The organism is uncultured Sphingomonas sp. (assembly GCF_964021865.1).
Classification (GTDB): Bacteria; Pseudomonadota; Alphaproteobacteria; order Sphingomonadales; family Sphingomonadaceae; genus Sphingomonas.
Genome location: NZ_CAXIAM010000009.1, coordinates 49745 through 73358 on the forward strand (window position 1 = coordinate 49745; position 23614 = coordinate 73358).

At 67.3% G+C, this 23614-nt stretch carries 18 protein-coding genes; 7 read left to right on the top strand and 11 right to left on the bottom strand.

Going from position 1 to position 23614, the window contains the following annotated elements:
* Positions 1 to 31 precede the first annotated feature (31 nt).
* Together ahcY and AADI75_RS04075 are read right to left on the bottom strand one after the other, a co-directional pair.
* Positions 32 to 1438, bottom strand: a complete 1407-nt coding sequence (ahcY, locus tag AADI75_RS04070) for an adenosylhomocysteinase (RefSeq protein ID WP_341207793.1) — start codon at positions 1436 to 1438, stop codon at positions 32 to 34.
* Positions 1439 to 1638: 200 nt separating this feature from the next.
* Positions 1639 to 2199 (bottom strand): YqgE/AlgH family protein, encoded by a 561-nt coding sequence (locus AADI75_RS04075; RefSeq protein ID WP_341207766.1) that lies wholly within the window; start codon positions 2197 to 2199, stop codon positions 1639 to 1641.
* A gap of 97 nt (positions 2200 to 2296) precedes the next feature.
* On the opposite strand from AADI75_RS04075, the gene AADI75_RS04080 reads away from it, so the two are divergent.
* From AADI75_RS04080 to AADI75_RS04090, 3 genes are all read left to right on the top strand, one after another.
* Entirely contained in the window at positions 2297 to 2776 is a 480-nt protein-coding gene (locus tag AADI75_RS04080; RefSeq protein WP_341207767.1) for a peroxiredoxin, read from the top strand.
* Positions 2777 to 2853: 77 nt separating this feature from the next.
* Positions 2854 to 4284, top strand: a complete 1431-nt coding sequence (locus AADI75_RS04085) for an AMP nucleosidase (RefSeq protein ID WP_341207768.1) — start codon at positions 2854 to 2856, stop codon at positions 4282 to 4284.
* A gap of 65 nt (positions 4285 to 4349) precedes the next feature.
* Positions 4350 to 4835 (top strand): hypothetical protein, encoded by a 486-nt coding sequence (locus AADI75_RS04090; protein WP_341207769.1) that lies wholly within the window; start codon positions 4350 to 4352, stop codon positions 4833 to 4835.
* A gap of 40 nt (positions 4836 to 4875) precedes the next feature.
* Here the strand turns inward: AADI75_RS04090 and AADI75_RS04095 are convergent, their stop codons facing one another.
* Positions 4876 to 5637, bottom strand: a complete 762-nt coding sequence (locus AADI75_RS04095) for an alpha/beta hydrolase (RefSeq protein ID WP_341207770.1) — start codon at positions 5635 to 5637, stop codon at positions 4876 to 4878.
* 214 nt (positions 5638 to 5851) lie between these two features.
* Between AADI75_RS04095 and AADI75_RS04100 the strand changes: the two genes are divergently transcribed.
* Positions 5852 to 6460, top strand: coding sequence for a YitT family protein (locus tag AADI75_RS04100; RefSeq protein WP_341207771.1), 609 nt, complete (start codon positions 5852 to 5854; stop codon positions 6458 to 6460).
* A 124-nt stretch (positions 6461 to 6584) separates the two neighbouring features.
* Here AADI75_RS04100 and AADI75_RS04105 read toward each other — a convergent pair whose 3' ends face one another.
* The 4 genes from AADI75_RS04105 to AADI75_RS04120 all read right to left on the bottom strand — a co-directional run bounded on the left by AADI75_RS04105 (position 6585) and on the right by AADI75_RS04120 (position 12657).
* Positions 6585 to 7655 (bottom strand): aspartate-semialdehyde dehydrogenase, encoded by a 1071-nt coding sequence (locus AADI75_RS04105; protein WP_341207772.1) that lies wholly within the window; start codon positions 7653 to 7655, stop codon positions 6585 to 6587.
* 60 nt (positions 7656 to 7715) lie between these two features.
* Positions 7716 to 8432 carry an MgtC/SapB family protein gene (locus tag AADI75_RS04110; protein WP_341207773.1) on the bottom strand — a complete coding sequence of 239 codons (717 nt, stop codon included), beginning with the start codon at positions 8430 to 8432 and terminating at the stop codon, positions 7716 to 7718.
* Positions 8433 to 8488: 56 nt separating this feature from the next.
* Complete coding sequence (locus AADI75_RS04115; protein ID WP_341207774.1) at positions 8489 to 10735, bottom strand: S9 family peptidase; 2247 nt, start codon at positions 10733 to 10735, stop codon at positions 8489 to 8491.
* Positions 10736 to 10809: 74 nt separating this feature from the next.
* A complete protein-coding gene (locus AADI75_RS04120) occupies positions 10810 to 12657 on the bottom strand; it encodes a beta-L-arabinofuranosidase domain-containing protein (protein WP_341207794.1) in 1848 nt (615 codons plus the stop codon).
* 195 nt (positions 12658 to 12852) lie between these two features.
* On the opposite strand from AADI75_RS04120, the gene AADI75_RS04125 reads away from it, so the two are divergent.
* Positions 12853 to 14892: an amidohydrolase family protein gene (locus tag AADI75_RS04125; protein WP_341207775.1), complete on the top strand. Its 2040-nt coding sequence runs from the start codon at positions 12853 to 12855 to the stop codon at positions 14890 to 14892.
* Positions 14893 to 15030: 138 nt separating this feature from the next.
* Here AADI75_RS04125 and AADI75_RS04130 read toward each other — a convergent pair whose 3' ends face one another.
* Positions 15031 to 15864 (bottom strand): arylamine N-acetyltransferase, encoded by an 834-nt coding sequence (locus tag AADI75_RS04130; RefSeq protein ID WP_341207776.1) that lies wholly within the window; start codon positions 15862 to 15864, stop codon positions 15031 to 15033.
* Between the two features lie 97 nt (positions 15865 to 15961).
* On the opposite strand from AADI75_RS04130, the gene AADI75_RS04135 reads away from it, so the two are divergent.
* Positions 15962 to 17089 (top strand): zinc-binding dehydrogenase, encoded by a 1128-nt coding sequence (locus AADI75_RS04135; RefSeq protein ID WP_341207777.1) that lies wholly within the window; start codon positions 15962 to 15964, stop codon positions 17087 to 17089.
* Positions 17090 to 17161: 72 nt separating this feature from the next.
* Here the strand turns inward: AADI75_RS04135 and AADI75_RS04140 are convergent, their stop codons facing one another.
* Positions 17162 to 20182, bottom strand: a complete 3021-nt coding sequence (locus AADI75_RS04140) for a TonB-dependent receptor (protein WP_341207778.1) — start codon at positions 20180 to 20182, stop codon at positions 17162 to 17164.
* Positions 20183 to 20523: 341 nt separating this feature from the next.
* Between AADI75_RS04140 and AADI75_RS04145 the strand changes: the two genes are divergently transcribed.
* Positions 20524 to 20910 (top strand): hypothetical protein, encoded by a 387-nt coding sequence (locus tag AADI75_RS04145; RefSeq protein WP_341207779.1) that lies wholly within the window; start codon positions 20524 to 20526, stop codon positions 20908 to 20910.
* On the opposite strand, the gene AADI75_RS04150 is transcribed toward AADI75_RS04145, so the two are convergent.
* On the bottom strand, positions 20891 to 22066 hold the full coding sequence (locus tag AADI75_RS04150; RefSeq protein ID WP_341207780.1) for an NAD(P)/FAD-dependent oxidoreductase: 1176 nt from the start codon (positions 22064 to 22066) through the stop codon (positions 20891 to 20893). The two genes, AADI75_RS04145 and AADI75_RS04150, sit on opposite strands and share 20 nt — an antisense overlap.
* A gap of 225 nt (positions 22067 to 22291) precedes the next feature.
* On the bottom strand, positions 22292 to 23611 hold the full coding sequence (locus AADI75_RS04155) for a cystathionine gamma-synthase family protein (RefSeq protein ID WP_341207781.1): 1320 nt from the start codon (positions 23609 to 23611) through the stop codon (positions 22292 to 22294).
* Positions 23612 to 23614: the final 3 nt, after the last annotated feature.

The following is a 23614-nucleotide window of genomic DNA, read 5'->3' on the forward strand; positions in this document are numbered from 1 at the left end:
CGCCCTCCATTTCGCGAACCGTCTCGCGGGATCAGTAGCGATAGTGATCCGGCTTGAACGGGCCTTCGACCGGCACGCCGATGTAACCGGCCTGCTTCGCGGTCAGCTTCGACAGCTGGACACCCAGCTTCTCGAGGTGCAGCGCCGCGACCTTCTCGTCGAGGTGCTTCGGCAGAACGTAGACCTCGTTCTTGTAGTTCTCGGACTTGGTCCACAACTCGATCTGCGCCAGCGTCTGGTTGGTGAACGACGCCGACATCACGAACGACGGATGGCCGGTCGCGCAGCCGAGGTTCACCAGACGCCCCTTGGCGAGGATGATGATCTGCTTGCCGTCCGGGAACTTCACCAGGTCGGTGCCCGGCTTCACTTCGGTCCAGTCATAGTTGCTGAGCGCCGCGATCTGGATCTCGCTGTCGAAGTGGCCGATGTTGCAGACGATCGCCATCGGCTTCATCGCCTTCATGTGATCGGCGGTGATGACGTCGGCGTTGCCGGTCGCGGTGCAGAAGATGTCCGCGCGCTTCACCGCCTCGTCCATCGTCACGACCTCGAAGCCCTCCATCGCCGCCTGCAGCGCGCAGATCGGATCGATTTCGGTCACGAGCACGCGGGCGCCGCCGTTGCGCAAGCTCTGGGCCGAGCCCTTGCCCACGTCCCCGAAGCCGGCAACCGCGGCGACCTTGCCGGCGAGCATCACGTCGGTGGCGCGACGGATCGCGTCGACCAGCGATTCCTTGCAGCCGTACAGATTGTCGAACTTCGACTTGGTGACCGAGTCGTTGACGTTGATCGCCGGGAACGGCAGCTCGCCCTTCTTGGCGATCTCGTACAGGCGGTGGACGCCGGTGGTGGTCTCTTCCGACACGCCCTTCAGGTTCTTGACCGTCTGGGTCAGATAGCCCGGATACTTGGCGATGAACGCCTTGACCGAACGCTGGAACTCGACCTCCTCGTCATTCTCCGGCTCGCCGAAGGTCGCACCCGCTTCGAGCTTCGCGCCCCACAGCGCGAACATCGTGGCGTCGCCGCCGTCGTCCAGAATGATGTTGGCGGTGGTGCCGTCCGTGTCGGCGCCCCAGTTGAAGATGTCGCCGACATAGTCCCAATATTCGGCCAGCGTCTCGCCTTTCACCGCGAACACCGGGATGCCGGCGGCCGCGATCGCCGCCGCAGCGTGATCCTGGGTCGAGAAGATGTTGCAGGTCGCCCAGCGCACGTCCGCGCCCAGCGCGACCAGCGTCTCGATCAGCACCGCGGTCTGAATCGTCATGTGCAGCGAGCCGGTGATGCGCGCGCCCTTCAGCGGCTGCGACGCGCCATACTCGTCGCGCAGCGCCATCAGGCCGGGCATCTCGGTCTCGGCGATGTTGATCTCGGCACGGCCGAAGTCGGCGAGGCCGATGTCCTTAATGACGTAGTCGTTCTTTTCGAGCACGGGGGCGGTTGCCACGGCGTTGTCTCCACTCAGATGAGGCCGACCAAGGCATGCACCACACCGATCGGCATCCGCGCGCCTTAGCCGCGATGACGCCGCGGATCAAATATAAAGGTATCTTTATATGTGGTGAGCGCCACGTTCATGGTCGTCGCCTCTGCCCTCGGCCCCGCCCATTCCGGAGCGGCGGACTTCGGCGCTCAGCTATGGCCGCTCTGGCTCGACAGCAGGCGCGGGTCGACGCCCGCAGCGACGAAGCCACGCGTCCAGCGCTCGTCCACCGGCGTCGCGAACAGCATGTCGGTGTCGTCCTCGACGTTGAGCCAGCCATGTCGCGTCAGCTCCGTCTCGAGCTGCCCCGGCCCCCAGCCGGCATAGCCGAGCGCGACCAGCCACTGCGCGGGACCGCTGCCCGCCGCGATCGCGCGCAGCACGTCGAGCGTGCCCGACAGCCGCCAGCGCCCGGCGACATCGAGCGTGTCCTGCCCGCCCCAATCGTCCGAGTGGAGCACGAACCCGCGCCGCGGCTCGACCGGGCCGCCGAAATGCACCGGCGCGTTCGGCGCGACCCCCGGCGCGATCTCCAGCTGTTCGAGCACCTCGTGCAACCCGAGCCCGTTGACGACCGCACCGATGCCGATGCCCAGCGCCCCCTGCTCGTCATGGCTGCACATCGCGATCACCGAATGATCGAATCGTGCGTCGCCGATGCCCGGCATCGCGAGCAGGAACTGGCCGGTGAGATAGGTCGCTTGCTCCATGACGATGACTTAGGCGCTCGCGCCGCGCTTGCCAAAGCTTGAAATCACGTGGCGCACTCGCCATCGCTGCGCTGCAATCCAACCGGAGTATTCCTTTATGGCTATCGGCGTCGGTGATCCCCTTCCCTCGGTACAGCTGACCAAGCTGACCCACGACGGCCGCGAGCCGGTCGATACCGCCGACTATTTCAAGGGCCGCCGTGTCGCGCTGTTCGCGGTGCCGGGCGCCTATACGCCGACCTGCTCCGCCAAGCATCTGCCCGGCTTCGTCGAGAAGGCGGACGCACTGAAGGCGAAGGGCATCGACGAGATCGCCTGCACCGCCGTCAACGATCCGTTCGTGCTGGAGTCATGGGCCAAGGCCAACGATGCGCAAGGCGTGACGATGCTGGCGGACGGCAACGGCGATTTCGCGACCGCGCTGGGCCTCGACATGGACGGCACGAAGTTCGGCATGGGCCGCCGCAGCCAGCGCTATGCGATGATCGTCGACGACGGCAAGGTCGCGGCGCTGCACGTCGAGGCGCCGGGCGAGTTCCGCGTCAGCTCCGCCGACCATCTGCTCGAAACCCTCTGAGACGTCACCGCCCCGCCCGTCGCCACCCGGCGGCGGGGCGACTTGCCGCGGTCATGCGGACTATGTAACCGTCCGACATGACAGCGAACGACCTCGTCCGGGAACTCGACCGGCTCTACACCGCCTCCGTCGATCGACTGAAGGCAGCGATCACCGCCTATATCGCCGACGGCACCGTGCCCGATCGTGCCACGCGCAACGACGGCTCGTTCGCCTATCCCGAGATCCGGTTGCGCTTCGCCGGCGGGGACGGACGCCCGACGCCGATGCGGTCGTTCGGGCGGCTGGTCAGCCCCGGCGACTATCGCATCAGCGTCACCAAACCGGCGGTCTTCGCCGACTATCTGGTCGAGCAGCTGACGCTGTTGATCGAGGATTACGACGTTCAGGTCGATGCGGTGCCGGGAACGCAGGAAATCCCCTATCCGTACGTGATCGACGCCGGGCATGCGCTGAGCCTCGACGCGACCTCGGCCGCCGAACTGGCGCGCTATTTTCCGACCACCGAACTGGCGTTCATCGGCGATGAGATCGCCGACGGGCTGTGGGCGTCGATCGACGGCACGCGCCCGCTGGCGCTGTTCGACGGGCTGCGCACCGACTTCAGCCTGGCGCGGTTGCGGCATTACACCGGCACCCCGCCCGAGCATGTCCAGCGCTACGTGCTGTTCACCAACTATCACCGCTATGTCGACGAATTCGTCCGCTGGGGGGCGCAGCAGGTGAGCGAGGGCGGGCGCTTCACCGCTTTGTCGGGGCCGGGCGGGGTGCTGTTCAAGGCGGGCGACGATCCCGCGATGCTCGACGACAGCGCGTGGCGGCGGTTGCAGATGCCGGCCTACCACCTGATGGCCGACGATCGCACCGGGATCACGCTGGTGAACATCGGCGTCGGTCCGTCGAACGCCAAGACGATCTGCGACCATCTGGCGGTGATGCGGCCCGAGGCGTGGGTGATGATCGGGCATTGCGGCGGCCTGCGGCCGTCGCAGCGGATCGGCGATTATGTGCTGGCGCATGCTTACCTGCGCGACGATCATGTGCTCGACGACATGCTGCCGCCCGAGATCCCGGTGCCGGCGATCGCCGAAGTGCAGCAGGCGCTGGCGCGCGCGGCCGAGACGGTGTCGGGGCAGTCGGGCGACGAGCTGAAGCGGCGGCTGCGGACGGGCACGATCGTCACCACCGACGATCGAAACTGGGAGCTGCGCTATGCGCGGTCGGCGCTGCGCTTCTCGCTCAGCCGGGCGGTGGCGATCGACATGGAATCGGCGACGATCGCCGCGCAGGGCTATCGGTTCCGCGTGCCGTACGGGACGTTGCTGTGCGTGTCGGACAAGCCGCTGCATGGCGAGCTGAAATTGCCCGGGCAGGCCAATCGCTTCTACGAACGCGCGATCAGCGAGCACATGCGGATCGGCATCGAGACGTGCGAGGAACTGCGCCGCGAGGGCGCGAAGCTGCACAGCCGCAAGCTGCGCGCGTTCAACGAGCCGCCGTTCCGCTGATCGACTCGGAAACACCGCGCCACCCGTGCGTTGCGCTCCCGAAACCACCGATACGGGAGCACATCATGGCCGACGACATCAGCGATACGCCGACCCCGGCGGCGTCGAAGCCCGCCACCCCGCGCCGCCGCGCACCGCGCAAGACCGCCGCGCCTAAGGCCGCCGCGCCGCGCGCGACCAAGACGAAGGCGACGAAGGCTGCGGATGCCCCGGCAGCGACCGCGAAGAAGCCGGCCGCCAAGCGCACCCGCGCGACGCCCGCCAAGGCGCGGTCGGCCGCGAGCCGCAAGCCTGCGTCGCGCGGTGAAGCGGCGATCGAGAAGGTCGGCGGCAAATGGGGCGCGGCGGCGATCGCCGGCGGGGTCGCGGCGATCGGCGCGGCGGCGACCGCGGCGTTGCTGACGCTGCGCAGCTCGACGCCCAAATCGCCGCGGCTTCCGGCACCCGACGCGCCGAAGAAAGCCAAGGCGCATCAGCCGGATGGGAAGGATTCGTCCAAGTCGTTCGAGGCGGGGATCGCCGACGAGAATACGATCCCCGAGAAGGCGTAAGCCGGCGGCGCGTCACCCCGGACGTGATCCGGGATGGTGCTTACCCCTTGAGAAACGCCGCGATCGCTTGCCCCAGCTCGGGCTTGGTCACGGCGCTCATGTGGTTGCCGGGCACCTCGACATAGCGGGCCTGCGGCAGCGCGTCGGCGAGCGCCGGGGCGGAGCCGTTGTCGTCGTCGTCCTTGCCGCTCACCACCAGAACCGGCTGGACGATCGTGTCGAGCACCGCGTCGGGCGTGCCGACGAAGGTGTCGATGATGCCGAGCAGCGCGACGGGGTCGCCGCCGGTGGTCTTCAGGAACGCCTCGGCCAGCCACTCGGGGCTGCCGCGTTCGTGTTTTCCCAGGTTGGTCAGGATGTTGCGGAAGTGGCCGGCGCGCCGGTCGGCGCGGGTGATGCCGTCGAGACCCATGCCGGCGATCACCACGCGGCGTGACGTGGCGCCCGTCGCCAGCATCCGTACCGTCGTGCGCGCGCCCAGCGAATAACCTCCCAGATCATAGTCACTTAGACCGAGATGCTCGATCAGCGCGTGACCATCGCGCGCTAGTGCGTCGGGCGGGTAGGACGCGCTGTCGTGGGGACGGGCGCTGTCACCGTGCGCGCGCAGATCGGGCATGATGACGCGGAAACCAGCCGCGGCGATCGCGGCGGCATGGCCGTATTTCAACCAGTTGGTCTGCGCGTCGGAGAAAAAGCCGTGGATCAGGACGACCGGGCGTCCTTCCCCCAGCTCGCGCCACGCGATGCGCTGTCCGTCAAAGCTGTCGAAATATCGGGTTTTAGTCGGGGACATCATCACGTCATTCCATTCACTTATCGGCGGCCTTCGGACGCCGCCGGTGCGGATACCTGCCCGAAAATAGCAGCGTCCCCACGGATCCGGTAACCGCTTTAGACGCCGAAACCGTCGATCGGTAGCATCTGGTGCGCGTTTTGGACCACGTCGGCGTGCGGCCCGGAATCCGCATTGATGCTGCGTTGCGGCAAGCGACGAGCGTCGATAGGACCACGGGGTGAACGCCGACGAACCCCTGCCCCATTCCGCGATCGAGGACGCCTATGCGCTGACGCTCGGCTGCATCCTCGTCGTGCTCGGGCTCGCGCTGCTCCATGCCGCGGGGCTGGTGACCGGCGGGACCGCGGGGATCGCGCTGCTGATCTCCTATGCGGTACCACTGCCGACCGGCGTGCTGTTCACGCTGATCAACCTGCCCTTCATGTGGCTGGCGTGGAAAGCGATGGGGCGGCGGTTCACGTTGCGGACCGTGCTGGTCGGCGCAGGCGTGGCGGCGCTGGGGACGTGGACGCGGATCGGGCTGACGATCGCGCATATCGATCCGGCGTTCGCGGCGCTGGCGGGCGGGTCGGTGATCGGGTTCGGCGCGCTGGCGCTGGCGCGGCATCACGCCGGGATCGGCGGGACCGGGGTGGTGACGCTGTGGTTGCAGAAGACGCGCGGGTGGAATGCGGGGCGGACGCAGATGGCGATCGACGCGCTGATCCTGCTGACCGCGCTCGCCTTCCTGCCGCCGGAGCGGGTCGGGTGGTCGGCGATCTCGTCGGCGGCGATCAGCGGCATCCTGATCGCGTGGCATCGACCGGGGCGGTATCGGGGGTATTGAGGCCTCAACGACCGTCATCCCCGCGGAGGCGGGGATCCAGAACCTTTGACGTTTCGCCTCTTCACGAGGACCTGCGCGTCTGGATCCCCGCCGTCGCGGGAATGACGGTGGTAAGCGGCGGCGCTTATTTCGCCGTCAGCACCGCCTGGAAATCGTCCGCATCGGTCTCATCCGCCTTCTTCAAATGCCGGCGGCCGAGCAGTTCGGCGATCTGCACCGCGTTGAGCGCCGCGCCCTTGCGGAGATTGTCGCTGACGCACCACAGCGCCAGCCCGTTCTCCACCGTCGGGTCGTCGCGCACGCGGCTGACATAGGTGGCGTCGTCGCCGGCGCTTTCGATCGGCGTGACGTATCCGCCGTCCTCGCGCTTGTCGACGAGCATCACCCCCGGCGCCTCGCGCAGGATGTTCTGCGCATCCTCGGCCGACAGCTCGTTCTCGAACTCGATGTTGAGCGCCTCGGAATGGCCGACGAACACCGGCACGCGCACGCAGGTGGCCGTGACCTTTATTTTCGGATCGAGGATCTTCTTGGTCTCGACGACCATCTTCCACTCTTCCTTGGTCGAGCCGTCGTCGAGGAAGCTGTCGATGTGCGGGATGACGTTGAACGCGATCTGCTTGGTGAACTTCTTCGCCTCGGCGGGATCGCCGACGAAGATGTTGCGGCTCTGCTCGAACAGCTCGTCCATCCCGATCTTGCCCGCGCCCGACACCGATTGATAGGTCGCGACGACGACGCGCTTGATCTTCGCCGCGTCATGCAGCGGCTTGAGCGCGACGACCATCTGCGCGGTCGAGCAATTGGGGTTGGCGATGATGTTCTTGCGCGCGTAGCCGTCGATCGCGGCGGCATTCACCTCCGGCACGATCAGCGGCACGTCCGGGTCCATGCGGTAGAGTGACGAATTGTCGATCACGACGCAGCCGGCGGCGGCGAACTTCGGCGCGTACACCGCGGTCGCCTCGCTGCCGATCGCGAACAGCGCCATATCCCAGCCGGCAGGATCGAAATGCTCGATATTCTGCACCTTCAGCATCCGGCCGGTGTCGCCGTATTCGATCTGGTCGCCGACCGAGCGCGACGACGCGAGCACCGCGATCTCGTCCGCCGGAAACTGTCGCTCGGCCAGGATGTTGACCATCTCGCGCCCAACATTGCCCGTGGCACCCGCCACCACCACCCGATAACCCATCAAAACCTCCGCTGATCGGGTGGCCCTATCGACGTTGCGCGGGGTCGTCCATCCGCTTTCCTAATCGTGCGTGCTTACCTGCCATGTAGCATGGTCGATGCCGTGGGCCCGCGAGAGATGCGCGACCAGCGTATCCAGTTCGTGATCCGCGACATTCGTGCCGACTAGGGTGGCGACCAGCGCGACCTGTTCCTCGCCGCGATCCTGCGTCGCCAGGTCGGCGACCGGCAGTTGCGCATTCTCCAGATGCTCGACCAGCAGGTCGCCAAGCGGCCCGGCCTCCTCGACCGCGACCGTGATCGTAACGCTATAGGTCGCCTCCACCGCGCCGCCCGCGAGCGGGATGCGATTGATCGCGTCGACCAGCGGTCGCAGCGCGGTGTTGGCGAAGAGCACCACGCCGGTCAGCAACATGGCCTCCACCACCATATCGGACCCGGCGATCGCGCCGACTGCCGCCGAACACCACAGGGTCGCAGCGGTGTTGAGGCCGCGGACGTTCATCCCCTCCTTCATGATGACGCCAGCGCCGAGGAAGCCGATCCCGGATACGACATAGGAGATGACCCGGATCGACTCGACGTCGCCGCCCAGCCGTTGTCCGAGGTCGACGAAAGCCGCCGCACCGATCGCGACCAGCGCATTGGTGCGCAGCCCCGCGGTCCGCTGCCGATACTGCCGCTCCGCCCCGATCGCGGTGCCGAGGACGAACGCCGTCAGATAGCTGATCGCGGTGTCAAGGAACGGCCACAGATGAAACAGGGTCAGGAAGCGCATGGTCGGGCGTTATCGGGCGACCGGGACGCCGACGTGACACCGTGGCAATGACGACGTCATTCCGGCTTCTCGCGCACATGCTGGTCGAGGAAACGCTCGATCGTCGTCCAGACATGGATGTCGCGCGATGCCGAATGCGTCTTGCCCGGATACAGCATCATCTCGAACGGCATGTCCGCCGCCTGCAATTCCGCCGCGACCTTGGTCGAATTGTCGAGGAAGACGTTGTCGTCCGCCATGCCGTGCATCAGCAGCAGCGGCGTGGTGATCTTCTTCGGATCGATCACCGCGCGCGACGCGTCATAAGCGACGCCGTCGACGCGCGGATCGCCCATGTACCGCTCGGTATAATGCGTGTCGTAGAGGTGCCAGTCGGTGACCGGCGCGCCCGAGATCGCGGCGGCGTACAGGCCCTGATCGGCCTCGATCATTTTCAGCGACATATAGCCGCCATAGGACCAGCCGAAGGTCGCGATCCGCGCCGGATCGACGAAATTGAGCGTCTTCAGATATGCCGCGCCGTTGCGCTGGTCGTCGACCTCGACCGTGCCCATCGCGTGCCAGATCGCGCTTTCGAACGCGACGCCGCGATTGGCCGAGCCGCGATTGTCGAGCTCGAAATAGATCCAGCCCTTGTCGACCAGATGCTGGATCAACGGGTTCTTCCAGCTACGCGTCACATATTGCGGCCCCGGCCCGCCATAATGCTGGAAGAACACCGGATAGCGCTTGCCCGGCTCGAGCGGCGGCGTGACCATCTGCCAGTGCAGGTCGGTGGTGCCGTCCGCGGCCTTGATCGTGCGGAAGCGCACCGGTTCGTGGCTGGCGAGATATGGCGCGTAGGGGTGCGTGCCCTCGACGCGGTTCTCGTTGATCCACGACAGCCGCTTGCCACTGGCGTCGGCGAGATAGGTCTGCGGCGGCTGATCGGGATTGGAGCGGGTGACGAGGAAGCGCTGCGCCTTGCCGTCGGCGGTGACGCTGTTGTTCCAGCCGCGCTCGGTCAGTCGCGTGATGCCGCCACGCTTCAGGTCGAGCGCGTAGAGATGCTGTTCGAGGACGTCGTCCTTGTTGGCGGTGAAATAGACTTGGCCCTTGGCCTCGTCGACCGCGACCAGCCCGGTGACGACCCACTCGCCCTTCGTCAGCTGCGTCCAGCGGCCGTTCTTCAGCCGCCAGAGATGCGCGTAGCCATCGCGTTCGGAGTGCCACAGCAGGCTGCCGTCCTCCATCGCGCGATAACTGTCGGTGAGGTTGATCCAGCTCTTCGCGCGCGCGGTCTCGGTGAAGAGGACGGTTGCCTTGCCGGTGGCGGGATCGACGCGCAGCATGTCGAGTTTCGTCTGCGCGCGGTTCTCGCGCTGGACGAGCAGCGCCGAGCCGTCCGGCAGCCAGTCGACGCGCGCCAGATAGATGTCGGGATCGTTGCCGAGATCGACCTTCACCTTACCCGAGCCATCGGCGCGCAGCACGTACAGGTCGACGAGCACGTTGGGGGTGCCAGCGGCGGGATAGCGCTGTTCGTAGATGCTGGTGCCGGTCGCGCCGATCGCGGCGCGGGTGAAGACCTTGACCGGCGTCTCGTCGAACCGTTCGACCGCGAGGTAGCGATCGTCGGGGCTCCACCAATAGCCGTCGGTGCGGTGCATTTCCTCCTGCGCGACGAACTCCGCCTCGCCGAAGTGGACGAGGCCCCTACCCTCGCTGGTCAGCGCGCGCGGCGCGCCGCCGGCGAGCGGCTGAACCCAGACGTTCTGGTCGCGGACGTAGCTGACGAGACCGCCGCGCGGGGAGACGTTGGCGTTGAGCACGCCGCCGGGGACGTCGGTGATCCGGCGGACCTGCCCGTCGACCCCGGCGAGGTACAGATTGCCGTCGATCGGCACGAGCAGGCTGCGTCCGTCCGCCGCCCAGTCGTAGGCGACGATCCCCTTCAGCGCGCCGATGCGGGCGCGTTCGCGCTGCATCTTCTCGGCCTCGGACAGCGCCGCGCCGGTGCCGATCCTGAGGCTGTCGACGAGCATCCGCTCCGCGCCGGTGGTGGTGTCGCGTGCCCAGAGGTCGAGCCGGTCCTTGTCGTCCGACCGCGCGCGCAGGAAGGTCAGCAACGTGCCGTCGGGCGACAGTTTGAGCGCGCGCGGCTGCGGGCCGGCGAGATCGGGGGTGGCGAACACCCGCTCCAGCGTCAACGGCGCAGCGGCCGGCGCCTGCGCTTCGGCTCCCCGCGCTTTTGCCACCTGCGCGTCAGCCACGGCCGCAACCCCCGTCGTCGCCAGCGCGGCGGCGATAAACCACTTGTGCATCCAGACCCTCCGTCACGAGAGTGCTGGTGGCAAAGATCACCGCGTGAAGACAGCGGAATCTTGAACCTTCGGGGTCAGGCGAGCTGCCAATAGGTAGCGTAGCGTTCGTGCGCGATGCGGTGATAGGGGATCAGCCGTACCGGCGTGCCGTCCTGCGCGGCGATTGTGAATTCGAGCGGCTTGCCGGTCGGGCGGATGCTCCTGGCCAGCGCATCGGCGTCGCCCGCAAGCACCGGCACCGCGACGGGCGTGTCGTTATACTCGCCATATTTCCGCTCGCTGACGATGATGTCCGCGCCGGGGGCGAGCCCCTGTTTGCCGAGCGCGCCGGCCAGCACCAGTGGACCGTAGGTGAAGGCGACGATCTGCGGCGCGGCGGGGGCCTGTTCGGCGGCGGGCTCCATGACCAGCCGCAGCTCGACCGTGTCGCCGTCGCCCCACGTCCGGTCGACGGTGACGTAGCTGCCGGGTTCGGCGGAGGTCGTCGTCTCGCGGCCGTTGACCAGCACCGTGGCGGTGCGGCTCCAGCGCGGGTGGCGCAGCTTGACCGCGAGCGCGGCCGGGCGCTTCGCGGCGATGCGCAGCCGGGTGCCGGCCTGCGCCGGGAACGATGTCTCCTGCGTCAGGACGACATCCTGCTCGCGCCACCGCAGCGTCGAGGGGATGAACAGATTGACGTAGAGTTGGCGACCGTCGTGGAAATAGATCGAGTCCCGGTATTTGACGTGGTTCTCCATCCCCGTGCCGGTGCAGCACCAGAAGCTGTCCTCGGGGGTGTGGTACAGCTTCATGTAGCCGGGGCGCGCGCCCTGAAAATAGGTCGCCATTCCGCTGTCGGGGTCCTGCGAGGCGAGGATGCCGTTGTAGAGCGTGCGCTCGTAATAGTCTGCGTAATCGGCGCGCGGGTCCTGCAGGAACAATTGCCGCGTCAGCTTGAGCATGTTGTGCTGGCAGCACGTCTCGGAGCCCTTGGCCGAGAAGACGTGCTTGTCGAAGTCGGCCATCGCAAAGAAATGTTCGTTGTCGCCGTGGCCGCCGGTGGCGAAGGCACGGGTGTGCGCGACGGTCTTCCAGAAGAAGTGCGCGGCGGTGTGGTAGCTGGCGTCGCCGCCGGCCTCGTGGACGCGCTGAAAGCCGATGATCTTCGGGATCTGCGTATTGGCGTGCATCCCGTCGAGCTGATCCTGCGCCTTCACCAGCGGCGCGAGCACCGCCTTTTGCGAAAAACGCTCGGCAAGGCGTTGATAGTCGGCGTTTCCGGTCATCACGAACAGGTCGGCATAGACTTCGTTCATGCCGCCGTATTCGGTCTTGAGCATCTCCTCGAACTGCGCGTCGCTCAACGGGCGGGTGGCGACCACGCCCCAGTCGGCGAGCCGTAGCAGCACCGCCTTCGCCGCCGCGCTGTCGGCCAGCAGCGTCGCGTCGCGCAGGCCGGCATAGATCTTGTGGAGCGTGTACCACGGCACGCCGGTGATCGGCTCGCCGCGCAGATGCGCCGCCAGCAGCGCCGCACCGTCGGGGAAGGCGCAGACCAGGCCGCTGTTCGCGTCCTTCTGGCACGCCGCGAGTTCGCCGGCGATATAGTCGATCCGCTTGCGATATTCCGGCTTGCCGGTGGCGCGATAGGCCAGAGCGCAGGCGGAGAGATAGTGGCCGAGCGTGTGGCCGTGGCAGTTGATGTCGGCCCACATCGGCTCCGATTCCCAGCCGCCGTACACCGCCGCCTTCGGCTTCAGCCCGGCGTTGACGCGGAAATTGTGGAGCATCCGATCGGGCTGGAGCCGCAGCAGATATGCCTCGGTCTGGCGCTGCGCATGGAGGAACGGGCTGTCGAGCAGGTCGACGTCGCGCATGTCGAACGGCGCGAGCGTGGCGGATGCGGCGACCTGCGCAAGCGCCGGAGCAGTGACGCCGGCCATCAGCGCGCTGCCGGCGACGCCTGAGAGGAAATGCCGACGCGACAGCGGATTGCAACAGACGGTGGCCACGAAACTCTCCTATCGTGCGCCGCTCGGGCGGCGCGGGGTGAGCATAGCCATTACTCCGTCATTTGCCACCCGTTGCCTTCGCGTCGCGGCCTTGTCACTTTCAGGCAAATGCGGGGGAGATGAGATATGCGCCGACTGATTCTTACTGCGCTGCTCGCCAGCGCGACGCCGGTCGCCGTGGCCGAGCCGATCGCCAAGGAGCAGTTGCTGACCCCGCCCGCGGGCGCGCGGCACTTCGTGATCAGTTCGGAAGCCGGCAAGCATGGCGACATCTGGTCGTGGAGCCCCGCGGACGGCAAGACCGCCTATCGCATGTCGATGTCGCTGCGCGGCTGGATCACCGAAACCGACGAGGTCGTCACGAGCGGCCCCGATCGCCGCCCGACCGAGATCGCGATCCGCGGCTTCACCGACTCGGGCGACGCCACCGAGAATTTCAGCGTGGCGCCCGATGGCACCGCGACGTGGAAGACCAGCGTCGACAGCGGGTCCGCACCCTATGCGGGTCGACGCTACAATACCTACGGCGGTCCGCCGCTCGCCAGCGAGCAGGATGTCGCCGCGCTGGTCGCGGCGGGGGCGAAGGGCGTCGACCTGTTGCCGGGCGGTCATGCGACGCTGACGATCGGCGACGTGACCGAGATCGACGGGCCGCAGGGCAGGACGCCGGTGCGGCTGGCGTTCATCCGCGGCTACGGCTTTTCGCCTTCGCCGCTGTGGCTCGACAAGGACAATCGCCTGTTCGGCTATGCCGGTGTCATCTCGATGCTGCCCGAAGGCTATGAGGCGGCCGGGCCGAAGCTGAAGGCGGTGCAGGACAAGGCGACCGCCGCGATGGTCCGCGACGTGGCCCGCACCTTCCTGACGCCCGCCAACCGCACCCCGACGCTGGTCGACCATGTGCTGCTGTTCGACTCGGTGAAGGGCACGTACCTGCCCGATCGCGCGGTGCTGATCGCCGACGGCAAGGTCGCCGCGGTCGGCGCGGGCGGATCGTTGCGCGCGCCCGCGGGCGCGACGACGCTCGACGGGCGCGGCAAGACGCTGGTGCCCGGCCTGTGGGACGCGCACCAGCATGTCGGCGACGACTGGTCGCTGCTCCAGAACGTCGCGACGGGCATGACCAATTACCGCAGCCCGGGCTCGCTGATCGAGGATGCGCACAGCATCGTGAGGCGTCGCGCATCGGGCGAGTTGCTCGCGCCGGACGGGCGCGTGTCGGTGATCATCGACCGCAAGGACCCGCTCGCCGCGCAAGGTGCGCTGACCGTCTCGTCCGCGGAGGAAGCGGTGGCCGCCGTGCGCAAGATCAAGGCGGCGGGCATGTGGGGGGTCAAGTTCTACACCTCGATGACCCCGGCGTGGATCGCGCCGGCCGCGGCGGAGGCGCATCGGCTGGGGCTGCACGTCCACGGCCACGTTCCGGCGGGGATGCGGCCGCTGGACGCGGTGCGCGCGGGCTATGACGAGGTGACGCATATCAACTTCATCATGATGCAGGCGATGCCGCAGGAGGTGGTCGACAAGGCGAACACCGCCGCGCGGCTGGAGGGGCCGGCGCGCTATGGCAAGGACGTCGATCTCGACAGCGCGGCGATGCGGGCGTTCTACGCCGAACTGGCGACGCGCAAGACGGTGATCGACCCGACGTTGACGGTGTGGGAGCCGCTGATGACCAGCGACGGCACCGCGATCCCGCCCGAATATGCCGCCTTCGCCAAGGTCGCGCCGCCGGCGGTGGCGCGCGGGTGGCGGATCGCGGGCTATCCGCTGAAGGACGGGTTGACGCGCGAGGATTATCGCAAGAGCTTCGGCAAGATGGTCGAGCTGGTCGGGCGGCTGCACAAGGCGGGCGTGCCGATCGTGGCGGGCACCGATGGCTGGGGCGTCGAGCTGGTGCGCGAGCTGGAATTGTACCAGCAGGCCGGGCTGAGCAACGCGCAGGCGTTGCAGACCGCGACGATCGTGCCGGCGAAGCTGGTCGGCATGGGCGACCGGCTCGGCTCGGTTGCGGCGGGGAAGACCGCGGACGTCATTCTGGTCGACGGCGACGTGTCGCAGGAACTCGGCAACCTGCGGCACGTGCGGACGGTGTTTCTGGATGGCTATCGGCTGGACGGCGACGCGCTGCGGAGCGCGAGCGGGATGAGCGGGATGCCGGAGTGAATACCGCGCCCAACTTCCACCGTCATCCCCGCGCAGGCGGGAATCCAGAACCTCTGACGCTTTCGGCTCTTGCGAGAACCTGCGCGTCTGGATCCCCGCCTGCGCGGGGATGACGGTGGGGGCTAGGTGTCCCTCCCCTCACCCGAACAGGCCCAGCTCCCCAACTTCGTCCGCGCTCAGGTCGATCCCGAACATCATGCTCAGCCGCATCCGATAGACGCGCGGATCGGTGATCTCGGCCTCGGCGCTCGTCTCCGAGGCGCGGCGGCGATATTGGCGGTCGGTCAGCGAGGCGAAGCCGCGCGGCAGGATGATGCTCGTCACCGTCACGTTGGTGAAGCGGCTGGCGGGCGCGCTCATCGACCAGTGATTGCCCATCGCCAGATCGCTGTCGTGCACCTCAGCGGTGGTGAAGCTGTATTGCGGCTGCCACCCCGGCCCCGCCCCGCGGCCATCGGTGGTGGTCGGATCACCGTCGCGCAGCAGCAGCCAGCCGCCCTCCCCAGCCCGATCGTCATCGCGCACCAGCAGGAAGCGCGCGCCGTCGGGCGCCTCGCCCTGCGCACCATCGGCCAGCGGCATGACCGGGGCGTAGCTGCCGCCGAAGCCGGCGTCGGCGATCCAGTGCTGACCGTCGATCGTCACCAGTGACAGCGTGTGCGTCAGCGGCGGTGTCGCGGTCGCGCCCAGCCAGACGCGCGCGAGCAGCGGGCGCGCGCTGAAATCGAGCGCAGCGAGCGCGTCGAGCAATAGCCGGTTCTGCTCGAAACAATAGCCGCCCCGCCGCGCGGTAACCAGTTTCGCGGCGACGCTCGCCCCGTCGATCGCGATCGCGCGGCCGAGCCGCACGTCGAGGTTCTCGAACGGGATCGCGAGCCGGTGGGCGTGCTGGATGCGCGACAGGCCGGCGGCGTCACGGGTCGGGCGGGCGGGAAGGTCGATGCGGGCGAGATAGGCGTCGAGGTCGAACATGCCGCCTTCGGTAGCGCGGTTGCGCGCGGATGAGAACGGGTTTGACCACTCTCGCGCGCACGCCCATGCCGAACCCCCATTATAAGAGGAGGTGAGGATGAGCGACGTCAAAGGTTTGGAATTACGGTCGATCGTCGACGCCGACGAATCGCTGACGCTGCGATTGGAAGAGGTCACCTATCCCGCCCCGGCCGACGACGAAGTGCTGGTGAAGATTGAGGCGGCGCCGATCAATCCGTCCGATCTGGGGCTGCTGCTCGGGCCGGCGGACGTGGCGACGCTGGAGGACGTGGGGACGCCCGACGCGCCGGCGCTACGCTTCGCGGTGCCGCGCGGGCGGATGGGCGGCTTGCGCGCGCGGGTCGGGCAGTCGCTGCCGGTCGGGAACGAAGGCGCGGGCACCGTCGTGGCCGCCGGAGCGCAGGGGCAGGAATTGGTCGGGCGCAAGGTGGGGATGATCGGCGGCGCGATGTTCGCGCAATATCGGCTCGCCAAATTGCGCGAGGTGGTGCCGCTGCCCGAGGGCGCCAGCGCGGCGGACGGCGCGGCGATGTTCGTCAATCCGCTGACCTCGCTCGCGTTCGTCGAGACGATGCGTGCCGAGGGCCATAAGGCGATCGTCCATACCGCCGCGGCGTCGAACCTCGGGCAAATGCTCCAGAAGATCTGCCTCGCCGATGGCGTGCCGCTGGTGAACATCGTCCGTAAGCCCGAGCAGGCGGCGATCCTGCGCGAGATCGGCGCGACGCATGTGCTCAACAGCCAGGACGAGGATTTTCGCGCGAAGTTGGCGGATGCGTGCGCCGAGACGGGCGCGACGATCGCCTTCGACGCGATCGGCGGCGGGTCGCTGGGCAGCGATATCGTACAGGCGATGGAACAGGCCGCCAATCGCACGGCGGGCGAATACAGCCGCTATGGCTCGAACACGTTCAAGCAGCTCTATATCTACGGCGCACTCGATACCGGCGCGACCACGCTCAACCGGCTGGCGTTCGGGTTCCAGTGGAGCGTCTCGGGCTTCCTGCTGACACCGTGGCTGAAAAAGGCCGGCGCGGAGACGGCGGCACGGATGCGGCAGCGGATCGCCGACGAGCTGACCACGACGTTTGCCAGTAAGTACACCGCGACGGTTGGGTTGAAGGAGGCGCTGAACCCCGACGTGCTGCGCGCCTATGAGCGGAAGGCAACGGGCGAGAAGTATCTGATCGACCCGACGCGCTGAGCGCCCGCATAAAGAAGGGGCGGCACGCCGTGACGTGCCGCCCCCGAAGGTGAGCCGAGATCGGCCCGATGCTTACATGTTGATCGTCAGGCCCGCGAAGATGTAGCGGCCCAGCGCGTCGTAGATGCCCGGATAGGTGTTGCCGTTGCCGAACGAGCCGATCGGCGCGGCGGTCTGGCTGAGCACCGGGGGCTCACGATCGAGCAGGTTCTGCGCGCCGATGCGGAACGTGTAATTGTCGGCGACGCGCGCGGTCAGCGTCAGGTCGAAGTAGCTCTGCGCCGGGATACGGCGGTCGAGCACGAACGACGAGCCGGCGAGCGCGGCGTTGTCGCTGGTCCGCTCGTAACGGGTCGGGTCCAGATAGCGCCAGCGCCCCGAGATGCCGATGCCGTCGGTGCCCTGCCACGTCAGACGCAGCTGGTGACGCCACTTGGCCTGCGGGTAGCCGCACTGGCCGCCGTAATAGCCGGCGCAGTCGAACGAAGTGCCGACCTTCTCCGAGGTGAATTCATCGACATAGGTGCCGGTGAACGACGCCGACAGCGAGCCGGCCTCCGCGAAACGATAGGTGTAGTTGGCGTTGACATCGATACCGCGGGTCTTGAGGACGCCGCTGTTCAGGTTGGTATCCACGACATAGCCACCCGGCGTCTGCCACAGCGAGAAGTTGGCATCGCGGTTGATCAGGCCGCACAGCGAGGCATCGCCCGTCGCCGCGCACTGGCTGAGGATCGTGTCCGCGCCGATGACCGAGATGATGTCCTTCACCTTGATGCTGAACGCGTCGACCGTCAGGTTGAAGCCCGGGAGGAACGACGGGGTCAGGATCACGCCGGCGGTGAACGTGTCGGCCGTTTCCGGACGCAGGTTCAGGTTGCCGCCCAGCAGGCCGTTATACTGCGCCGAAGGATTATCCGGGATCAGGCCGTAGCGGCTGGTCGGGACGCCCAGGTTGACGCACTGCGCGGCCGTGGCGGTCGGCGTGGTGCCGGCGCACGGATCGGTCGAGCCGTCGATCTGCACCGACTGCGACTGGAACAGCTCCTGGATGTTCGGCGCACGGACCGCACGGTTGTAGCTGCCGCGCAGCGCAATGTCGCGCACCGGCGACCAGCTGACCGCACCCTTGTACGAGCTGACGCCGCCCGACAGATTGTAGTCCGAGTAGCGATAGCCGCCCTCGACGGTCAGTTCGTGGAAGAACGGACGGTCGGCGATCAGCGGCACCTGGAGTTCGGCGAAGAACTCCTTGACGTCGTAGCTGCCCGCGACCGGCAGGGTCGGGCCGCCCTGACCCGCGAGATCGCCGGTGGCGAACGACGTGTCGACGTTCAGCTCGAGCTGCTCCTTGCGATACTCGCCACCGATCGCAAGACCGATGCCGTCGTTCGCCAGCGGGCTCTGGATGCCATATTCGCCGCCGCGGAAGGTGAGCGAACCGCTGACTACGGTTTCCTTGGTCTGGCCCTGCTGGAAGCCGGCGACCTGTACGTAGTTCAACGCCTCGGCGGTGATCGGCGTGCTGCCGAAGATGTTGAGCGGGACGCAGTTCGGGTCACTGCCATCGACCACCGAGCGGCACACGATCTGACCGGCCGAATTCGTGACAGCGTCGAGCGCCTTCTGCGTGCGGCTGACCGAGAACTCGTTGCGGTAGATCAGGTTGTACTTGGTCGTGCCATACTGGCCGTACAGGTCGTAGCTGACGCCCTTGTCGATGTCGCCGCGCGCACCCGCCACGAAGCGGTAGGAGGTGTGGGTGATGTCGGCCTGGCGGCCGCCGCCTTCGACGTTACGGCGCGCGATCAGCACGTTCGCGATCGGGGTGGTGGTGCCGTCCGGGTTAAGGGTGGTCTGCCCGGTCAGGTTCGAGGTGCGGCAGAAGGTCGCGACCTGCGTCGCCGAAAGATACGGATTGCCGCAGTTCAGGGTGTTGGTGTTGTTGAAGTCACCCGACGGCGCGATCTGCGCGACCGAGCGATCGTCCATGAACATGAATTCGGCATAGGGCTTGAACGCGTCGCTGACGTCGTAATGCGCCAGGAAGCCCGCGGTGTAACGGGTATCCGGTCGCTGATAATAGTTCAGCGGGTTGGCGTTGTAGAGCGTGCGGCCGGCGACCAGCGCGCCCGAGCCGTTCAGCGTATACTGGGTCGGCGGACCGTCACGGGTCGCGTCGCCCAGCGTGAAGTTCGCCGGGAAAGCCGTTGCCGAGCCGCCGCACGCGAACTCGCTGCCGCTGGAGGTCGCCAGGCCGCACGCCGAATAGTCACGGCTGCCCTGATCGACGGCGGCGATGTTGCGGTAGCCGAAATAGCCGACGATGTGCCCGCGGCCGTCTTCGGTGCCCGCACCGATCTTCATGCTGACGTCGAAGTTGCGACCATCGGTGGTCAGCCCGCTCGGTGCCGGATAGTTGAAGCTGCGGACCAGGTTCTGCAGCCGGTCGTTGTTGTTGTCGTGGTTGAAGACGCCGTAGTTCGCGTCGACACTGATGCCGGTAAAATCGGTATCGAGCACGAAGTTGACGACACCGCCGACCGCGTCCGAACCATAGGTCGACGACGCACCGCCCGTCAGCACGTCGATGCGGCTGATCATGATGCCGGGCAGGACGTTGATGTCCGCCGCCGAGCTCTTCGACACCGGGTCACCCGGCATCAGGCGACGGCCGTTGACGAGCGTCAGCGTGCGCTGGTCGCCCAGGTTGCGCAGGTTGAGCGTGGCCGTACCGGTCGAGCCGTTCGACACCGACGAGCTTTGCGTCGCGAACGCCTGCGGCAGGTTGTTCAGCACGTCCTCGAGACGGGTCGCGCCCTGCAGCTTGATGTCCTGCGCGTTGACGACGGTCACCGGGCTGGCCGAGACGAGGTTCGGCGAGGCGATACGCGAGCCGGTGACGACGATGTCACCACCGCCCGGACCGGCTTCACCGGGCGCGGCGGCGTCCTGGCCAGCGACGGCGGGCTTCGGCCCGGCATCGGTCGGCGCCTGTGCCTCGGGCGAGGTCGCCTGTGCGAAGGCGGGGGTGCCAGCCACTGCCATCGCGAGAACCGCGGAGGCGAGCAACTTCGTGCGAAGTGTCTTCATGGATGTCGGTCCCTTTATACTCTAAGGATCGGGTATGGTTCGATCTCGAAGGCCGACCCCGTGTGCGCACGATCGTCGGGCTTGATACCCGGTGTCATGACCCGTTGATTTTGCTTAAACAATCATTTCCGGGCAGAAGACCGCGTATTGCCACCCCGGTGTGACGCATACGCAACATATTTGCAGCATTTGGGCGTGTCGGAAACGATTGATCTAGTAGGAATGATGCAGCGATGAAAAGTTCCTCGTTATTAGTTGCAGCGACAATTCTTATGATTGGCAGCCCAAGTGTTGCACAATCGACACGGGCAAATCTGCAAAATCTGTATGCGTGCAAGGCGGTGGACGGCGCAGCGGCACGGCTGGCCTGCTACGAGCGGCAGACCGCGATTTTAGAAGATGCGGAACGGCGCAGCGAGATCGCTGTGGTCGATACGCGCGCCGAGCAGCAACGGCGTCGCGCGGCGTTCGGCGCGAAGGTGTCGAACGCGACGCGCGCCAGCTCCGCGCTTGCCGAGATCAAGACGACGCTCGTTTCCGCCACCCCCGGCGGCCCAGGGATGCTGGTCTTCGCACTTGCCGACGGCGCGCGCTGGATACAGGTCGACGATGCGCCAATCCCGGGGCGGCTGCGCCCGGGCAGCGCGGTCGTCGTCAAGCGGACGATGCTGGGCGGCTACAAGATGACGATCGACAGCCGCCCGGCGTTCAAGGTTCGCCGGCTATAGCCTGCCCGGCGGCCCAGCCGCTGGCCCACGCCCATTGGAAGTTGTAGCCACCCAGCCAGCCGGTGACATCGACCGCCTCGCCGATCGCGTAGAGGCCGGGCACCTTGCGGGCCTCCATCGTCTTCGAGGACAGAGCGTCGGTGGCGATGCCGCCGACCGTCACCTCGGCCTTGGCGAAGCCTTCGGTGCCGTCGGGGTGGAAGCGCCAGTCCGACAGGCGGCGTTCGGCCTCGGTCAACGCGCGGTCCGTGGTCGCGCCGAGTTCGCCGACGCCCAGCCGGTCGGCGAGAACGTCGGCCAGCCGCGATGGCAGGTCAAGCGCCTGCGCCAGCGTCGCGCGCGGGCGAGCACGCTTGGCGCTGGTCAGCCAGCCGGCGGCGGCGTCAGGGCGGAAATCGATCGCGACCGGCTCGCCGTGCCGCCAATAGCTCGACGCTTGCAGGATCGCGGGGCCGGACAAGCCGCGGTGGGTGAAGAGCGCCGCTTCGGCGAAGGCAGCCTTGCCGGCGCGTGCGACGACCGGAGTCGCGACACCGGAGAGCGCGCGGAACAGCGCCTCGTCGCCGGGCAGGGTCAAGGGGACGAGCGCGGGGCGTGGCTCGACCACCTTCAGCCCAAAGCGGCGGGCGATGTCATAGGCGATGCCGGTCGCGCCCATCTTCGGGATCGATGGCCCGCCGGTCGCGATGATCAGCGCGGGGGCGGCGTAGCTGCGGTCGCCGTGGCTAATCGTGAAGCGGCCATCGGCATGGCCGATCTCGCCCAGCGGTTGACCGAGCCGGATCGTCACGCCGCCCAGCTCGCATTCACCGAGCAGCATGTCGACGATCGCGCGCGCCGAGCCGTCGCAGAACAATTGCCCCAGCGTCTTCTCGTGCCACGCGATGCCGTGGCGTTCGACCATGTCGAGGAAGTCGCCTGCGGTGTAGCGGCCGAGCGCCGACTTGGCGAAATGCGGGTTGGCGGACAAATAGCGATCGGGCGCGGTGTGCAGGTTGGTGAAATTACAGCGGCCGCCGCCGGAGATCAGGATCTTCTTGCCCGGCGCCTCGGCATGATCGAGCACGACGACGCGCCGGCCGCGCTGCCCGGCGACCGCCGCCGCCATCAACCCTGCCCCGCCCGCGCCCAGCACGATCGCGTCGAAAGTTTCCATCGCGCGGCCGTGTCATAGGCGCGGAGCGAAGTCGATGCCGACGACGGCTTGATCGTCATTGCGAGCGTAGCGACGCAATCCAGAGCGTCCTGATCCGGCTCTGGATTGCTTCGCTACGCTCGTAATGACGAGGAGCGTTACGAATTAAGCTCTGGCCGCCATCGCCCGCTTCTGACCGGCCAAGCAAGAAGCGGGACCCCGGATCATGTCCGGGGTGACGGGCGTTCAGATCGCGGCGAGTGCCTGTTCCATGTCGGCGACCAGATCGTCGGCGTCCTCGACGCCGATTGAGATGCGGACGAGATTGTCGGTGATGCCGAGCGCCTGCTTGCGCGCGTCGGCGACCGACAGATGCGTCATGCCCGCCGGGTGGCTGGCGAGCGTCTCGGTGCCGCCGAGGCTGACCGCGAGCTTGGCGATCTTGAGCGCGTCGAGGAAGCGGAATGCCTCCGGCTCGCCACCCTTCAGATACAGCGAGAAGGTCGAGCCGCCGCCGGTGCAATGGCGGCGGTAGATGTCCGCCTGCCGCCCCTCGGCTTCGGCGAGAAAGCCGAGATAGCCGACGCGCTCTACCTTCTCGTGATCGCGCAGGAAGGCGCAGACCTTCGCGGCGTTCTCGCCAGCGCGGCTCATCCGCAGTTCCAGCGTTTCGAGGCTGCGCATCAACATCCACGCGGTGTTCGGGTCGCAGATCGTGCCGATCGTGTTGCGCATCGCGCGGATCGTGTTGATGAGCGGCTTGGCACCCAACACCGCGCCCGCGACCAGATCGGAATGGCCACCGGCATATTTGGTGAGGCTGTAGACCACCGCATCAGCGCCATGCTGGAGCGGCTGCGACCAGAGCGGGCCGAGGAAGGTGTTGTCGATTGCGATCGGCGGCAGTTCCTCCGCGCCCGCGAAGACGGCGTCGCGGCTGGCGCGCACCGCCTCGACATCGACCAGCGCGTTGGTCGGGTTGGCCGGGCTTTCGAGATAGATCAACGCGACGCGGCCGGCGTCGTTCGCCTTCTGCATGACCGCGTCGATCTCCTCGCGGGTCGCGCCCGCAGGGAAGTCGAGCCAGTTGACCCCGAAGCGGCCGAGCACGCGCGCGATCAGCGTCTCGGTCGCGGCGTAAAGCGGGCCGGAATGGACGATCGTGTCACCGGGACGCACCAGCGACAGGAACAGCGTCGCAATCGCCGACATGCCACTGGAGAAGGTCAGCGCATCCTCCGCGCCCTCCCAGATGCCGAGCCGGTCCTCGAGGATCTCCTGATTGGGGCCGTTGAAGCGCGAATAGACGAGCCCCTCGGCACCGCCGGGACGCTTTCCGGTGACGCCTTCGAAATGGCGCTTACCCGCCGCGGCATTGGGGAACACGAACGTCGAGGTGAGGAACACCGGCGGCTTGAGCGCGCCTTCGGACAGCGCGGGATCATAGCCATGCCCCATCATCAGCGTCGCCGGCTTGAGCTTGCGACCGCCGATCGAGTCGATCTGCGCCTTGGGGGAGCGGCGCGTCTCGACGCCGGTCAGATCGTCTTCGGTCGGCTTGGTCATGAC

What these genes read in the sequence shown, in the direction of transcription:
- AADI75_RS04135 (WP_341207777.1), top strand. Translation starts at nt 15,962, where the DNA reads ATGAGCGACGTCAAAGGTTTGGAATTACGGTCGATCGTCGACGCCGAC.
- AADI75_RS04155 (WP_341207781.1), bottom strand. Translation starts at nt 23,611, where the DNA reads ATGACCAAGCCGACCGAAGACGATCTGACCGGCGTCGAGACGCGCCGC.
- AADI75_RS04120 (WP_341207794.1), bottom strand. Translation starts at nt 12,657, where the DNA reads ATGGCCGGCGTCACTGCTCCGGCGCTTGCGCAGGTCGCCGCATCCGCC.
- AADI75_RS04130 (WP_341207776.1), bottom strand. Translation starts at nt 15,864, where the DNA reads ATGTTCGACCTCGACGCCTATCTCGCCCGCATCGACCTTCCCGCCCGC.
- AADI75_RS04075 (WP_341207766.1), bottom strand. Translation starts at nt 2,199, where the DNA reads ATGGAGCAAGCGACCTATCTCACCGGCCAGTTCCTGCTCGCGATGCCG.
- AADI75_RS04110 (WP_341207773.1), bottom strand. Translation starts at nt 8,432, where the DNA reads ATGCGCTTCCTGACCCTGTTTCATCTGTGGCCGTTCCTTGACACCGCG.
- AADI75_RS04140 (WP_341207778.1), bottom strand. Translation starts at nt 20,182, where the DNA reads ATGAAGACACTTCGCACGAAGTTGCTCGCCTCCGCGGTTCTCGCGATG.
- AADI75_RS04090 (WP_341207769.1), top strand. Translation starts at nt 4,350, where the DNA reads ATGGCCGACGACATCAGCGATACGCCGACCCCGGCGGCGTCGAAGCCC.
- AADI75_RS04115 (WP_341207774.1), bottom strand. Translation starts at nt 10,735, where the DNA reads ATGCACAAGTGGTTTATCGCCGCCGCGCTGGCGACGACGGGGGTTGCG.
- AADI75_RS04105 (WP_341207772.1), bottom strand. Translation starts at nt 7,655, where the DNA reads ATGGGTTATCGGGTGGTGGTGGCGGGTGCCACGGGCAATGTTGGGCGC.
- AADI75_RS04085 (WP_341207768.1), top strand. Translation starts at nt 2,854, where the DNA reads ATGACAGCGAACGACCTCGTCCGGGAACTCGACCGGCTCTACACCGCC.
- AADI75_RS04150 (WP_341207780.1), bottom strand. Translation starts at nt 22,066, where the DNA reads ATGGAAACTTTCGACGCGATCGTGCTGGGCGCGGGCGGGGCAGGGTTG.
- AADI75_RS04125 (WP_341207775.1), top strand. Translation starts at nt 12,853, where the DNA reads ATGCGCCGACTGATTCTTACTGCGCTGCTCGCCAGCGCGACGCCGGTC.
- AADI75_RS04080 (WP_341207767.1), top strand. Translation starts at nt 2,297, where the DNA reads ATGGCTATCGGCGTCGGTGATCCCCTTCCCTCGGTACAGCTGACCAAG.